Genomic DNA, 14,407 nt, shown 5'->3' with positions numbered 1-14,407 from the left:
TTGATGTCCAAAATTTTGTTTCGTTCACCAACTCAAGGTTAGCTACTAAAAACTTTATTGATTACGTTTTGCTTGTTCAGTTTTCAAGGTTCATTACTTTATTTTAAGTGTCACCTCTTGGCGACTCACTAATAATATCAAGAATCTAAAACTATGTCAACACTTTCTCAAAAAAAATCAATAGTTTTTAAAAACAAATCTATCATTCTCCTTCTTCATCACTATGTTAAGAGGATTTATATAGCCTTAATTTAATAATTTCAAAGAGATAATTTTCTCTATTGACTTGGTTTTTAAAATATCAATATTCTCGTACTTAACTCGTTATATTTAGCCGTAGAAATTTTTGAAGATGCTTTGGTTTCGACACTTAAATAAAAATGGCCAACGCCAATGATCATTTATGCCTCGCATAATTGCGTCCGGAATCGGCTTTGTACTTAGGCCTGCATGAGGGCCGACACGATGTTGGTCATTTCAGTAATGCCACAGGACGTGGCGTTTTTACCGATGCAGGTCAGTTAGCCGTTATGAACTCCTTACCGATTCCATGACATCCGCCGGAGGCATTAACTTCTTTCAGCGGATGTTTGGACACCCGCTGAAAGAAGTTAATGGGTGCTTTTCAACTATTATAAATTTGTTATGATACGTGAAATATAGAAGCTACGATTTTTACCTAAATCAAATATCTCCCCTGAATGGCTTAGTTTGATAAGTGGTCGAGTTGGTGCAAATTTATTTACAAACATTACTTCGCCTTGTTCCAGATTAGATAATTCAACTATTGTTCCTAGAGGAAGGTCGGCAACAATATCTATCAGTGCACGAACTACTTTAATATCAAACTTCCCAAATTCAGATTCATTAATCATCTCTATGACTTTAAAGGAAGATTGCTTAGCTCTATACACTCGCTCACAAGTCATTGCATGGAATACATCTGCAACCGCGATAATTTGAGCAAAAGTAGAAATATTAGCGATTTTTTCCCCTTTCGGATAACCACTACCATTTAAACGCTCATGGTGCTGGAAAATAGCCTCTTTCATCGTATCCTTTAAGATTGTTAAATCTTTGACCATATTATAACTATAAATCGGATGTTTATAAATTTCATCAAACTCCTGCTCTGTTAAGGTTGTTTTTTTATCGCGGATACGTGGATGAATTTTTGCCATTCCACAATCAGCTAATAACCCTCCAATTGCAACTTGAATTGTAATTCCCTTGTCATAGCCTAATTTTTGTGCAATCACCGAAGAAATCAATGCTGTCGCTACACTATGATGGTACAAATAGTCTTTTGGATTTGAATACTCATTTAATTCAAAAATGATTGTACGATCTTCTAAAACCATTTCTAATAATGGCAAAATGATTTTACGTGCTTTCGCAATATCTACCTTTGCACCAGCTTCCCAATTTTTAAATTCTTTTTTGAATTGTTCAACAGAATTGTCATAAATCTTTTTGAAAGTTGGAACAGATTCTATTGGAACAACTAAATCTGTTTCTTTTACCTCCGCTCGAGCCTCTATACCATCTTTATAAACAGGGACTCTTGAAATATTAAAAGCAAAAAAAACTTGTAAATGTTCATGGGAAATTATTGTGTTTTTAAAAATTATTGGGTAGTGCGTATTAGCAAAAATATCTTCTGAAATTACTTTACCAACGCGTAACTCTGAAATTGGGACATGTATAGTTTCCACGCAATTAACTCCTCTTCACTATTTCACTTGCTTAAACATAAGGTTAACTTCATTTTATCATGGAATTCAAAATAATTACTTATTTTTCATGATTTATGCTAAAAAAAAACCGATGAACGGCAACATGAGCTGTCGTCATCGGTCTTTTTATTATTCTTCTACTTGATCATTTTCTTCGTTAGAGTCTTCGTTAGAGTCTTCTTCTTTTTCAACCTTTGCTACAGTTGCAACAAGCTCTTCATCGCCTAAACGAATTAAACGAACTCCCTGTGTACTACGGCCAATTAATGAGATATCATTTACATCCATACGGATTAGCATGCCGTTAATTGTAATAAGCATTAAATCTTCTGAACCATCAACAGTTTTTACAGCTACCATTGGACCATTTTTATCAGTGATTTGAATTGTTTTTAATCCTACACCACCACGGCTCTGTAAACGATATTCCTCTTCAGAAGTACGTTTACCGTAACCTTTTTCTGTAACAACTAAAATTTCCTGTCCTGGTTCAATGATTTCCATACCAACTACTTCGTCACCATCACGTAGTTTAATACCTCGTACACCACCTGCAGTACGGCCCATTGAACGAATATCATCCTCTTGGAAACGTACAAGCATGCCATCACGAGTACCGATAATCACTTGTTTATCGCCATCTGTTAAACGAACAGAAATGAGATCATCATCTTCTCGTAAACTTATAGCTATTAAGCCGTTTGTACGGATGTTAGCAAATTGAGATACTGGTGTACGCTTTGTAATACCCGTCTTAGTAGTGAAGATAAAGTATGCATCTTCATCAAATGAACCAACACGGATCATTGCAGTTACTTTCTCACCTTTTTCAATATTGAGTAAGTTAACAATTGGTAAACCTTTCGCTGTACGACCGAATTCCGGAATCTCATAACCTTTTGCTCTAAATACTTTTCCTTTTGAAGTGAAAAATAAAATTGTATCGTGTGTAGATGTATTCATAAGATGCTCAACAAAATCATCTTCATTTGTGCCCATACCTTGTACACCACGACCACCACGTTTTTGACTGCGATATGTATTCGCAGCTAAACGTTTGATATAACCATTGTGCGTTAAAGTTACGACCGAATTTTCGACTGGGATTAAATCCTCGTCCTCAATCATTTCTAAACCGCCAGAAGTAATTTCAGTGCGTCGTTTATCGTTAAAGCGTTCTTTTAGTTCTACTATTTCAGTACGAATAATATCAACAATTTTAGTCTCATCCGCTAAAATCGCTTTTAATTCAGCAATTAATATTTGAAGCTCTTGATATTCTGCTTCAATTTTTTCACGCTCTAATCCGCTTAAACGAACTAAACGCATATCTAAAATCGCCTGTGCTTGACGTTCAGATAAATTGAATCGTTCCATTAATTGCGGTTTCGCTTCATCACCACTTCGCGAACCACGGATAATAGCAATAATTTCGTCGATATGATCAAGAGCAATGCGTAAGCCCTCTAAAATATGTGCACGATCTTCTGCTTTCCTTAAGTCAAATTCCGTACGACGACGAATAATAACCTTTTGATGCTCTAAATAATGATGCAGCATTTCTTTTAAGCCCATTACTTTAGGTTGACCATTTACTAATGACAGCATATTAATACCGAAGCTCGACTGCATGGCTGTTTGTTTATATAAATTATTTAAAACTACATTAGCATTTGCATCTTTACGAACTTCAATGACTACTCGCATACCACGTCGGTCAGATTCATCACGTAGGTTTGTAATACCATCAATTTTTTTATCGCGTACAAGCTCTGCTATTTTTTCAATAAGCTTAGCTTTATTTACTTGGTATGGTAATTCATGAACAAGAATTGTTTCTTTACCATTTGGTTTTTGTTCAATCTCTACCTTTGCGCGAATAATGATGGAGCCACGACCTGTTTCGTAAGCACGGCGAATACCGCTACGACCTAAAATTAATCCACCAGTTGGGAAATCAGGTCCTGGGATGATATCCATCAATTCTTCTGTTGTAATAGCAGGATTTTCAGAAAGTGCTATCACTGCATCTATCGTTTCACCAAGTTGATGTGGAGGAATATTTGTCGCCATACCTACCGCAATTCCTGCCGCTCCATTTACTAATAAGTTTGGATAGCGACTTGGAAGGACAACAGGTTCCTTTTCTGAACCATCATAGTTATCTGTATAGTCAATTGTGTCTTTATTGATATCACGAAGCATTTCCATTGCAATACGGGACATACGTGATTCTGTATAACGCATCGCTGCCGCTCCGTCACCATCGACAGATCCAAAGTTACCATGACCATCGACTAACATGTAACGATAGCTGAAATCTTGCGCCATACGTACCATTGCATCATAGATGGATGAGTCACCATGTGGATGGTATTTACCCATTACGTCCCCAACAATACGTGCTGATTTTTTGTACGCTTTATCTGCTGTATTCCCTAGCTCTTGCATGCCATATAAAATACGGCGATGTACAGGTTTTAATCCGTCTCGTACGTCTGGTAATGCACGAGAAACGATTACACTCATCGCATAATCGAGGAAGGATGTTTCAATTTCTTTTGTTATATTAATTCCTTTAACACCGGAGCGTTCTTGTTCTGACAAAGTGTAGACCTCCTCTCAAGAAAGATTAAATATCTAAATTAGCGTATACAGCATTTTCTTCGATAAATTGACGACGAGGTTCAACTTCATCGCCCATTAAACGCTCAAATGCTTGGTTTGCTTTAATTGCATCATCTAATTCTACTTGTAACAATGTGCGGTGCTCAGGATCCATTGTAGTTTCCCAAAGCTGCACTGCATTCATTTCCCCAAGACCTTTGTATCGTTGTACATTTGGTTTTGGCATTTTTGATAGTCGTTCTAAAATTTCTTTTAATGTTTCGTCATCATAGCAATACTCAACATGCTTACCTTGCTTAACTTGATAAAGAGGTGGCTGTGCAATATAAATATAACCTGCCTCTATGAGAGGTCGAAGGAAACGGAAGAAGAATGTTAACAGTAATGTGCGGATATGGGCACCATCAACATCGGCATCTGTCATAATAACGATTTTATGATAACGAGCCTTTTCTAAAGAAAACTCTTCACCAATACCTGTACCAAATGCTGTAATCATTGCACGGATTTCTGCATTCGATAAAATTTTATCTAAGCGTGCTTTTTCAACGTTAAGGATTTTACCACGTAACGGTAAGATTGCTTGGAAATGTCGGTCACGTCCAGATTTTGCTGAACCTCCGGCAGAATCACCCTCAACGATATAAATTTCACATTCAGATGGATTTGTTGATGAACAGTCAGCTAATTTACCTGGTAAACTTGATACTTCAAGGGCATTTTTGCGACGTGTAAATTCACGTGCTTTTTTAGCAGCGACACGTGCACGAGCAGCCATTAAACCTTTTTCTACAACTTTACGAGCGACAGTTGGATTTTCTAACATAAATCGTTCAAAACCATCTGAGAATAAGGAGTTAGTAATTTGGCTAACTTCAGAGTTACCAAGCTTTGTTTTTGTTTGTCCTTCAAATTGTGGATCAGGATGCTTAACGGAAACAATAGCTGTTAACCCTTCACGAACATCCTCACCAGTAAGGTTTGCATCTGATTCTTTTAATAGTCCGTTTTTTCGTGCGTAATCATTAATAACACGTGTCAGAGCTGTTTTAAAACCAGACTCATGTGTACCGCCTTCATACGTATTAATGTTATTAGCAAATGAAAAAATATTAGAAGAGAATCCAGCATTATATTGCATAGCAATTTCAACTGAAATACCATCCTTTTCCCCAAGAACATCAATTGGTTCATGGATAGGCTCTTTAGATTGATTCAAATGCTCTACATAAGAACGGATACCACCTTCATAATGATACGTAGTAGAACGTTCCTCACCTTCGCGTTCATCAGCAATTGTAATCCTGATACCACGATTCAAATAAGCTAATTCACGAATTCGATGTGCTAAAATATCATATTCATAAACTGTAGTCTCTTTAAAAATTTCAGGATCTGCTTTAAAACGTGTAGTTGTTCCATTACGATCTGAATCACCAATAATCATTAGCTCTTGAACAGTTTTCCCACGTTCAAATTTAATTTCATGAATATGACCCTCACGATGAACTTGAACAATCGTCTCAATTGATAGAGCATTTACAACAGACGCCCCTACACCATGAAGACCACCAGATACTTTGTATCCTCCACCGCCAAACTTACCGCCAGCATGGAGCACTGTCATAATAACTTCAACAGCAGGCTTACCCATTTTCTCTTGTATACTTACCGGAATACCACGACCATTGTCTTCTACACGAATCCAATTGTCTTTTTCTATCGTTACTTGTATATCTGTACAAAATCCTGCAAGTGCTTCATCAATACTATTATCAACAATTTCCCATACTAAATGGTGAAGACCTTTAGAGCTTGTTGAACCGATGTACATCCCTGGTCTTTTACGTACTGCTTCTAAACCTTCTAATACCTGTATCTGATCGGCTTCATAAGCTTGATTTTGTAAACCTTCGTTCTCTATAGCCACGGCTTTCATCTACTCCTTCATAACATCATTGTGTGTAAATGAATGAACAGTCAACCGAGCTGACTATTACCATTCTTTTGTAATCTAAAAAACTCCCCGGGCTAACTTTCTTCAATCGCTCCTTGTTTCACGTGAAACAGCTGTGCATGCTCCATCGTTTCATGATGAATTCCATCAACACTTGTAGTCGTAACAAAGGTTTGAACTTCACCTTGAATGGTATTTAATAAATGCGATTGGCGATAATCGTCGAGTTCCGACAATACATCATCTAAAAGTAGTATGGGTGTTTCATTTGTTTCTTGTTTAATTAACTCGATTTCAGCAAGTTTTAATGAAAGAGCGGTTGTACGTTGCTGGCCTTGTGAACCATATGTCTGAACATCATAGCCATTTACCAAAAACTGTAAATCGTCTCGATGCGGACCAACTAGTGTTACACCTCGATCAAATTCACGCTCCTTAGCTTCTATTAGCTTTTTATGCAAGAAGCCTTCAATTTCACTAGAAGTAAGTTCTTTTTCAATACCAGCTACTGTGCGGTATTTAATAACTAACGTTTCTTTCCCTTGTGAAATACCTGCGTGAATTGGCTCTGCCCACTCCTGCAATAAATCCATAAATTGAAATCTTTTTCGAATAATTTGGGTAGCTGCGTGAATATATTGTTCATTATAAACTTCGTACATCACGTCATCTGGCATTCTTTTACCTTGATTCATTTTTAAAAAATGGTTACGTTGCTTTAAAATTTTTTGAAAGGTTAATAAATCATGTAAATAGACAGGCGAAATTTGCCCAATCTCCATATCAATAAAACGTCGGCGTATTTGCGGACTTCCCTTTACAACGTTTAAATCTTCGGGTGCAAACATCACGACATTCATTTGGCCAATATAATGACTGAGTCGACTTTGTTCTATATGATTTATCTTACCTTTTTTGCCTTTTTTCGTAATCGTAAGCTCAATCGGTAAAATACCATGCCGTTTTTGAACGGCCCCTTCTATTTTACCATAGTCTGAATCCCAACGTATTAATTCTTTATCGTTCGTCGTTCGATGGGATTTAGCCATCGCTAATACGTAGATAGATTCCATAACATTTGTTTTTCCTTGAGCATTTTCACCAATAAAAACATTAATTTTTGGAGAGAAGTTTAAAGCTAAGGCATCATAGTTACGGTAATTTGTAAGTTTTAACTGCTCTATGTGCATAATTTACTGTCCAGTGGTTCCAATGATACGAAATCGACCACATCCAGGAATATTTACAATGTCACCGTCACGTAATTTACGACCGCGGCGATCATCTACTTCTCCATTTACATATACTTCATTTTCGTGTAAAAACCACTTCGCCATGCCACCAGAGCTAATGGCATCAGTCATTTTTAAAAGTTGCCCTAATGTGACAAACTCTACATCAATTTCAATGTCCTTCATAGTTGAGTTCCCCTCCAAATACAGACTGTCTATCTCTCTATCATACCTAAATATTCGCCATAAGTAAAAAAAGATAGCCGCAACTAGCGACTATCAGTACATTTTTCAAAGTCCTTTGAGTTTGAAATTATGGAGTTTATTATCTCCAACAAAAATTGTTTATTTCTTTCAACCGCTTCCGTACACAATAAGGCCTCTGCTTAATTGATTTTTTAATAAGTACGTACAGGTAAAATCAACTGTAAAATAGCATCGTCATGAACTGAACGTAAAATAAACGGTCTCATTGCTCCTGTAAATTGAATGACTACATCTTGACCATCTATTGCTTTCAAAGCTTCCATCATGTATTTCGCACTGAAAGAAATTTTTAAGTTCTCCCCTTCTAACGACTCAACAGGAATTTCCTCTTGAACCTTACCGATTTCTGGAGAATTAGAAGAAACTTCGACAGCTTGATTATCTAAAATCTCAAAACGTACAACATTATTACGATCGCCACGAGCAACAAGAGATGCACGATCGATCGCTTGTAGTAACGATTTACCGTTAATTGTTAGATTTGTTTGATACTCTTCTGGAATTAAACGTGATGTATCTGGGTAGTTACCTTCAAGTAAGCGAGAGAAGAATAATACTTCTCCAGTTTTAAATAACACTTGCTGGCTTGTCATAACAATTTGCACAAGATTTGTAGAATCCTCTAAAACTTTATTTAACTCATTTAAGCTTTTACCAGGAATTACAACGCTATGTTCAACCTCAGGTAAATTGTCCAGTTGAACTTTACGTCTTGCCAAACGGTGGCTATCTGTTGCAACACAGATTAATGTTTCATTTTTTATCTGCCAGTTTACACCTGTCAACACCGGTCTACTTTCTGAAGTGGCAACAGCGAATACTGTTTCACGGATAATCGACTTTAATAGATCTGCAGGAATAGTAAATTTTTGATCCTCTGTTAATTCGGGTAATAAAGGATATTCAGTAGCATCAGAGCCAATTAAGTGGAATTCAGATTTACCTGAACGGATATGAGTCTGGAAACCAGTTGTTACTTGAATTTCAACCTCATTTGTTGGTAACTTACGTACAATTTCATTAAACATACGAGCTTGTACAACAATTGATCCTGTTTCTGTAATATGAATTATTTGTTGACCATCTTCTTCAACTGGAATAAATGTTTGGATCGTAATATCAGCGTCACTACCTGTTAAACGAATACCCTCATCTGTTACATCAATTTTAATCCCCGTTAAAATCGGAATAGTAGTTTTAGAACTTACGGCTTTCATGACATCATTTAAACCCTCTAATAAACGGTCACGTAAAATATCAAATTTCATTCGTTTTCCCTCACATATTTATATTATTTATTTATATAAAATAAAAAAGATATAGTAATAGGCCCTGTGGATTTGTGGATAAGTCTTTTCAAGTGAATAAAATCAGTCTATCCACATGTAGATAGACTGTGTATAAGTTTGTGTTTAAACGTTGGTGTTGTCCACAGCATTATTTTCCTAGCATGCTTCGAATTTGTTTAATATCTTGCTGGAGCTGAACGTCATTTTTCAACATAGAAGATATTTTTTCGTGAGCATGGATAACAGTAGTATGGTCACGTCCACCAAATTCTTCACCAATTTTCGGCAGCGAAAAATCTGTTAATTCGCGAGATAAAAACATGGCGACTTGACGCGGGAAGGCAATTAACTTTGTACGTTTTTTCGCGGAAAAATCCTCTAAACGAATGTTAAAATGCTCTCCTACTGCATTTTGAATGTCTAATATCGTGACAGTTCGTGGCTTTGAATTAGGAATAATATCCTTTAATGCTTCAGCAGCCAAAGTCGCATTAATATCCTTGTTAACAAGTGATGAATAGGCTACGACGCGAATAAGCGCACCTTCAAGCTCCCGAATATTGGAGTCAATCTGGTTCGCAATATAGAGCATGACTTCATTTGGCACTTCTAGACCATCAGCCTTTGCTTTTTTTCGAAGAATGGCGATACGAGTTTCCAAATCAGGAGGTGCAATATCGGTAATTAGTCCCCATTCGAATCGAGAACGTAAACGATCTTCCAATGTCGGTATTTCCTTAGGAGGACGGTCACTGGAAATAACAATTTGTTTCGATTCTTCATGCAATGTATTAAAAGTGTGGAAAAATTCTTCCTGAGTTGATTCTTTTCCAGCTAGAAATTGAATATCATCAATTAGCAGTACATCTACATTGCGATATTTATTGCGAAAATCAAGTGCCTTATTATCTCGAATTGAGTTAATAAATTCATTTGTAAATTTTTCAGATGATAAATATACCACCTTTGCATTTGGATTATGTTCCAGTACATAATGACCAATCGCATGCATTAAGTGTGTTTTGCCAAGCCCTACTCCCCCATAGATAAAAAATGGGTTATAAGCCTTCGCAGGCGCTTCTGCGACAGCTAGAGAGGCAGCATGTGCAAAGCGGTTACCAGAGCCAATAACAAACGTATCAAAAGTATACTTCGGGTTTAACATACCTGGTGAAATATCATGGTGATCGTTATTTTTTGCTTGGATAATCGGCGCTGGTAAATCGAAATCGTCCGAATCCTGGTTTTTTTGAACAACAAACTTAATAAGCAAGTCTTCGCCTGTAAGCTCCGTTAATATACCTGTAATCAAATGAATATAATGATTTTCAAGCCAGTCTCGAGCAAACGAATTGGGCGCAGCGATTGTCACAGTAGAACCACTACCATTGTAGGAAAGTAGTTTAGTAGACTTTAGCCACGTTTCGAAGCTTGGTTTAGAAATTTTTTGTTCAACTTGAGCCAGGACATTATTCCATAGTTCTTCTAAATGTTCCAAGCTGCTAATCTCCTTTACAGTTCAATACAATTACAATAATAAAAGCGCATTTATAGAAACGGTAAATACGTTCATTTTACAACTAATCCACAAACTCACAAGTTGTGGATAAAAGTTAACCAAAGGCTGTGATAAAAATTATCCACAGCATATCAACAGTTGTGGATAAAATAAAAGTTCATTTCAGTTTTCAACAAAGTGAAGCACAGATATCGTATCAGAAAAACAAAGCTATTTCAATAGTTTGTGAAACTTATCCACATACCTTTTATTTATGCACTTCTGAGTTGTCCACAAGGTCTGCTTATGTGAAAAAGGTGTAGATAAACGTTGTGGATAAAAAAATATGCAAAAAATACTATACACAACTCTGTGTAAAAAAAACAAGTATTCTGTGGATAATTTATATTTGTTTCAGTAGAAGATGATCGTAGTAAAAGATAGACATAGATTCGCTTAAATATAGAAATTTATAAAATTCATTGACAAAATCACTAGTTACTTTATATAATATTCAGGTCTGTATGTTGAAAAATTCAACTCAATCAGGAGGTGTCTATATAAATGAAACGTACTTACCAACCAAAAAAACGTAAGCACAGCAAAGTTCACGGTTTCCGCGCACGTATGAGCACGAAAAACGGTCGCAAAGTTCTTGCTGCTCGCCGTCGTAAAGGAAGAAAAGTATTATCAGCATAAAATAAGTCCACTGAGACACATCAGTGGTCTTTTTTTTCTTTATTTTTGGTAAACCTAGAAATGAGGATCAAAGGATATTATCGAGTAGCAGGTGAAAGTAATGAAAAAACGCCAAAGAGTGAAAAAAAACGATGATTTTCAAAAGGTGTTTAAAAAAGGTAAATCTTTCGCTAATCGTCAGTTTGTCGTATATCTTTTAGAAAAAGAGGGACAAACAGAATTTCGTGTAGGATTATCGGTTAGTAAAAAGCTTGGGAATGCAGTAACACGCAACCAGATCAAACGCTATATTCGACAAAGTATTCATGAATTAAAGGATGAGTTAAAGTCGAATATGGACTATGTTATTATCGCCAGACAACCGGCGGCCACTATGGATTTTCATGAAGTAAAACAGGGTTTGCAGCATGTACTACGAATCGCAAAAGTATTAAAGAAGACGTAATATGGATGGCAACCAAAGTGGTGAATAGAAGCGTTTCTGCGCGAAAGTGAAATCGCTGAAAATACTCACCGGGGTATTTTATAAATGGATTTTCACTGCAATATATGAATTATTAGTAACATTACTTAGTAAATATGTGCACATTGTTAGAATATTTAGTAGAGTGAAACGTTATATGCATGATAAAATAACTGATAACTTTATTCAGTAGCAGGAAACTGTAAATGTCTAAAGAAGAGAACGCATATAGTTTTAGAAAAAGTGAATAGTATTTGTAGGGGGAAAAAGGTTGAAGAAACAACTTTGGGTAATTCTGTCGCTAGCATCTGTAGCATTACTACTATCTGGTTGTACAGAATTCAAAGAACCAATCTCCAAAGAAAGCACAGGCTTCTGGAATGAATTCATTGTTTGGCCATTAGTGTCAGTGATTAAATACTTTGCTGATTTGCTTGGTTCATATGCATGGGGGATCATTGTTGTAACGATTATTATTCGTTTAGCCATTCTTCCATTGATGATTAAACAAACAAAGAGCTCTAAAAAAATGCAAGAAATTCAGCCGAAATTGAAGGAATTGCAAAAGAAGTATGCTTCTAAGGATGCACAGACACAGCAACAGTATCAGCAAGAAATGATGAAGCTTATGGGTGAGTCTGGTGTCAATCCACTTGCTGGATGTTTACCTGTCTTCATTCAAATGCCAATTTTGATTGGTTTCTACCATGCGATTAGTCGTATGAATGCTACACCTGCTTTTGATTTAGGGAATTTCTTTATTTTCCCGTTAGCACATCCTGCGCCGGCATTAGCAATTACGGCTGGTTTAATGCAATTTATCGTTTTACGTACGGGCCCAGCGATGGATAACCCTCAAATGAAAATAATGATGTACATTATGCCGTTTATGATTATTTCTTTCGGTATGGCATTGCCAGCAGCACTATCATTATACTGGGTAATCGGTAACATTATTTCGATTATGCAAAACCTGTATATTTATAAACCTTGGAAAAAAGATAAAACACAACCTGCTCAAAATGGAGGGGCTAAAAAGTGAAACAACTTACGCAAATAGGCGCAACAACACAAGAAGCGATCTCATTGGCGTTACAGAAACTTGGCAAAACCCGTGAACAAGTAGATGTTGAAGTTTTACAAGAAGGTAAAAAAGGATTTTTAGGTTTTGGGGCACGATCTGCAGAAGTTCGTGTAACAGTAAAGGAAGTACAGGTTCGACCAACAATTGAAGAAGAAAAAGCTGAACAGCAAAATACGACTCAATTTGTCGAACCAACAGTAATAGATGATGTTGAAGCAATAAGTTCACAAGTTTCTGAACAACCAAGTGATATCGAAGCTGTTCAACAAGTCGTAGAGGAACAAAAAGAGGAAGAAGAAACCTCGGTAAATCCAATTGAAGAAGCAAAGGCTTACGTAGTAAATATTGCTGAACAATTAGATATTCATGATCTTGAAATTGAAACGACACGTGAAGGGAAATATGTATTATTTCAATTGAAGAGCGAGAAAGCTGCACTGCTAATAGGGAAACGTGGTCAAACATTAAATTCCTTGCAGCAATTAACACAACTTGTGTTAAATAAAAGTGCCAAGCAGTTCTTAATGGTGAAATTAGACGTAGAAAACTATCGTGAACGTCGTCAAGTAGCTTTGGAGTTACTAGCAGATCGTATGGCGGATAAAGCACTTCGCTTAAATCAGCGTGTGACATTCGAGCCAATGCAGTCGTACGAAAGAAAAATTATCCATAATCAATTGGCAAACCGCTTTGATATTGAAACATATTCAGAAGGAACGGAGCCTAATCGTTATTTAGTCATTGAACCTGTAAAGAACGGTTAAACTTCGTAAAAAACATACAGACAAAAAAATCTAAAGTCATTTTATCGTCATGATAAAATGACTTTTTTATGTTGTTGAAAAACTATTATGTCAGTGAAATTAAGGTGTTCTATTAAAGAAAGTATGGCTCTTCGGCAAAACGAGGGGTTGATTTCCGTTCCGACTGGGCGCTTTCCTGGGGGCGTCCGATGAGCCGCTTCACTCGCGTTGCTCGCTCCAGGGTCTCGGGCCAGCATGATGTTGGTCACGAAGGCGTTATCACAGGACGTGATGGTTTTAGCCTTCGTTCCTCTATTGCTAATCCCCAAGGAGTCGCCCAGCCTCCACTCCAATCAACCACCTTACATTTGCATATATCTTCTGGCATGACACTAATATATTAAAATGAAACTTCAGCAATGTTTTATCTATGCGAAAGCAAAGCGACAGTAATAACAGATATACAATCACTTCACTGCAATAAGTCTATTTTGTTCGATTATGGTGAATAGCCATAGTGTTCACTCATGAATTGAATAAAATTTATAAAAGTTCTATGCTATCGTTGATTGGAGTGGAAGGCTACTCGACTCCCGTGGGAAAGCGAGACAGGCGAGACCCTGCACGGAGCGAAAGCGGAGGAAGCGGCTCGCCGCTCGCCCACAGGAAAGCGAGTAGCCTAGAACGGAAATCACCCTCATTTAAAGCGCCACAACATTTACAAAGATTCCATCGACCATTTTGATTTTTTATCTGTTAAATCAACTAATTATAAGATTTTTAATTGTGGACAACAGAGGGTATAGTTTTC

At 36.7% G+C, this 14,407-nt stretch carries 11 protein-coding genes; 4 read left to right on the top strand and 7 right to left on the bottom strand.

Translation table 11 applies throughout. The features are described from left to right. Positions 1 to 632: 632 nt before the first annotated feature. The 7 genes from ACIQLB_RS14140 to dnaA all read right to left on the bottom strand — a co-directional run bounded on the left by ACIQLB_RS14140 (position 633) and on the right by dnaA (position 10,607). A complete protein-coding gene (locus ACIQLB_RS14140; protein WP_400726716.1) occupies positions 633 to 1,715 on the bottom strand; it encodes an HD-GYP domain-containing protein in 1,083 nt (360 codons plus the stop codon). 150 nt (positions 1,716 to 1,865) lie between these two features. Beyond that, positions 1,866 to 4,343 (bottom strand): DNA gyrase subunit A, encoded by a 2,478-nt coding sequence (gene gyrA / locus ACIQLB_RS14135; RefSeq protein WP_400726713.1) that lies wholly within the window; start codon positions 4,341 to 4,343, stop codon positions 1,866 to 1,868. A gap of 25 nt (positions 4,344 to 4,368) precedes the next feature. Further along, positions 4,369 to 6,303, bottom strand: a complete 1,935-nt coding sequence (gyrB, locus tag ACIQLB_RS14130) for a DNA topoisomerase (ATP-hydrolyzing) subunit B (protein WP_400726710.1) — start codon at positions 6,301 to 6,303, stop codon at positions 4,369 to 4,371. A gap of 92 nt (positions 6,304 to 6,395) precedes the next feature. Continuing rightward, positions 6,396 to 7,511 carry a DNA replication/repair protein RecF gene (recF, locus tag ACIQLB_RS14125; protein ID WP_400726707.1) on the bottom strand — a complete coding sequence of 372 codons (1,116 nt, stop codon included), beginning with the start codon at positions 7,509 to 7,511 and terminating at the stop codon, positions 6,396 to 6,398. A gap of 3 nt (positions 7,512 to 7,514) precedes the next feature. Next, positions 7,515 to 7,739 carry a S4 domain-containing protein YaaA gene (yaaA, locus tag ACIQLB_RS14120; RefSeq protein WP_400726704.1) on the bottom strand — a complete coding sequence of 75 codons (225 nt, stop codon included), beginning with the start codon at positions 7,737 to 7,739 and terminating at the stop codon, positions 7,515 to 7,517. A 212-nt stretch (positions 7,740 to 7,951) separates the two neighbouring features. Continuing rightward, positions 7,952 to 9,088: a DNA polymerase III subunit beta gene (dnaN, locus tag ACIQLB_RS14115; RefSeq protein WP_400726701.1), complete on the bottom strand. Its 1,137-nt coding sequence runs from the start codon at positions 9,086 to 9,088 to the stop codon at positions 7,952 to 7,954. 169 nt (positions 9,089 to 9,257) lie between these two features. After that, positions 9,258 to 10,607 (bottom strand): chromosomal replication initiator protein DnaA, encoded by a 1,350-nt coding sequence (gene dnaA / locus ACIQLB_RS14110; RefSeq protein ID WP_400726698.1) that lies wholly within the window; start codon positions 10,605 to 10,607, stop codon positions 9,258 to 9,260. Between the two features lie 564 nt (positions 10,608 to 11,171). Between dnaA and rpmH the strand changes: the two genes are divergently transcribed. The 4 genes from rpmH (at position 11,172) to jag (ending at position 13,617) form a co-directional block, all read left to right on the top strand. Continuing rightward, positions 11,172 to 11,306, top strand: coding sequence for a 50S ribosomal protein L34 (gene rpmH / locus ACIQLB_RS14105; protein ID WP_004233310.1), 135 nt, complete (start codon positions 11,172 to 11,174; stop codon positions 11,304 to 11,306). A gap of 100 nt (positions 11,307 to 11,406) precedes the next feature. Continuing rightward, complete coding sequence (rnpA, locus tag ACIQLB_RS14100) at positions 11,407 to 11,751, top strand: ribonuclease P protein component (RefSeq protein ID WP_400726693.1); 345 nt, start codon at positions 11,407 to 11,409, stop codon at positions 11,749 to 11,751. Between the two features lie 289 nt (positions 11,752 to 12,040). Beyond that, positions 12,041 to 12,811: a membrane protein insertase YidC gene (gene yidC, locus ACIQLB_RS14095; protein ID WP_400726690.1), complete on the top strand. Its 771-nt coding sequence runs from the start codon at positions 12,041 to 12,043 to the stop codon at positions 12,809 to 12,811. Next, positions 12,808 to 13,617 carry an RNA-binding cell elongation regulator Jag/EloR gene (jag, locus tag ACIQLB_RS14090; protein ID WP_400726685.1) on the top strand — a complete coding sequence of 270 codons (810 nt, stop codon included), beginning with the start codon at positions 12,808 to 12,810 and terminating at the stop codon, positions 13,615 to 13,617. Before yidC ends, jag begins: the two co-directional genes overlap by 4 nt. The last annotated feature ends 790 nt before the right edge of the window (positions 13,618 to 14,407 follow it).

The sequence above is a fragment of the Lysinibacillus sp. NPDC092081 genome, from assembly GCF_044755845.1.
Taxonomy (GTDB): Bacteria; Bacillota; Bacilli; order Bacillales_A; family Planococcaceae; genus Lysinibacillus.
The sequence above is the reverse complement of the archived record's forward strand: the minus strand, read 5'-3'. Positions and strand labels throughout refer to the sequence as shown.

Coding starts and splice junctions, on each gene's coding strand:
- gyrB (WP_400726710.1), bottom strand. CDS start 6,303: ATGAAAGCCGTGGCTATAGAGAACGAAGGTTTACAAAATCAAGCTTAT.
- recF (WP_400726707.1), bottom strand. CDS start 7,511: ATGCACATAGAGCAGTTAAAACTTACAAATTACCGTAACTATGATGCC.
- yaaA (WP_400726704.1), bottom strand. CDS start 7,739: ATGAAGGACATTGAAATTGATGTAGAGTTTGTCACATTAGGGCAACTT.
- dnaN (WP_400726701.1), bottom strand. CDS start 9,088: ATGAAATTTGATATTTTACGTGACCGTTTATTAGAGGGTTTAAATGAT.
- rpmH (WP_004233310.1), top strand. CDS start 11,172: ATGAAACGTACTTACCAACCAAAAAAACGTAAGCACAGCAAAGTTCAC.
- rnpA (WP_400726693.1), top strand. CDS start 11,407: ATGAAAAAACGCCAAAGAGTGAAAAAAAACGATGATTTTCAAAAGGTG.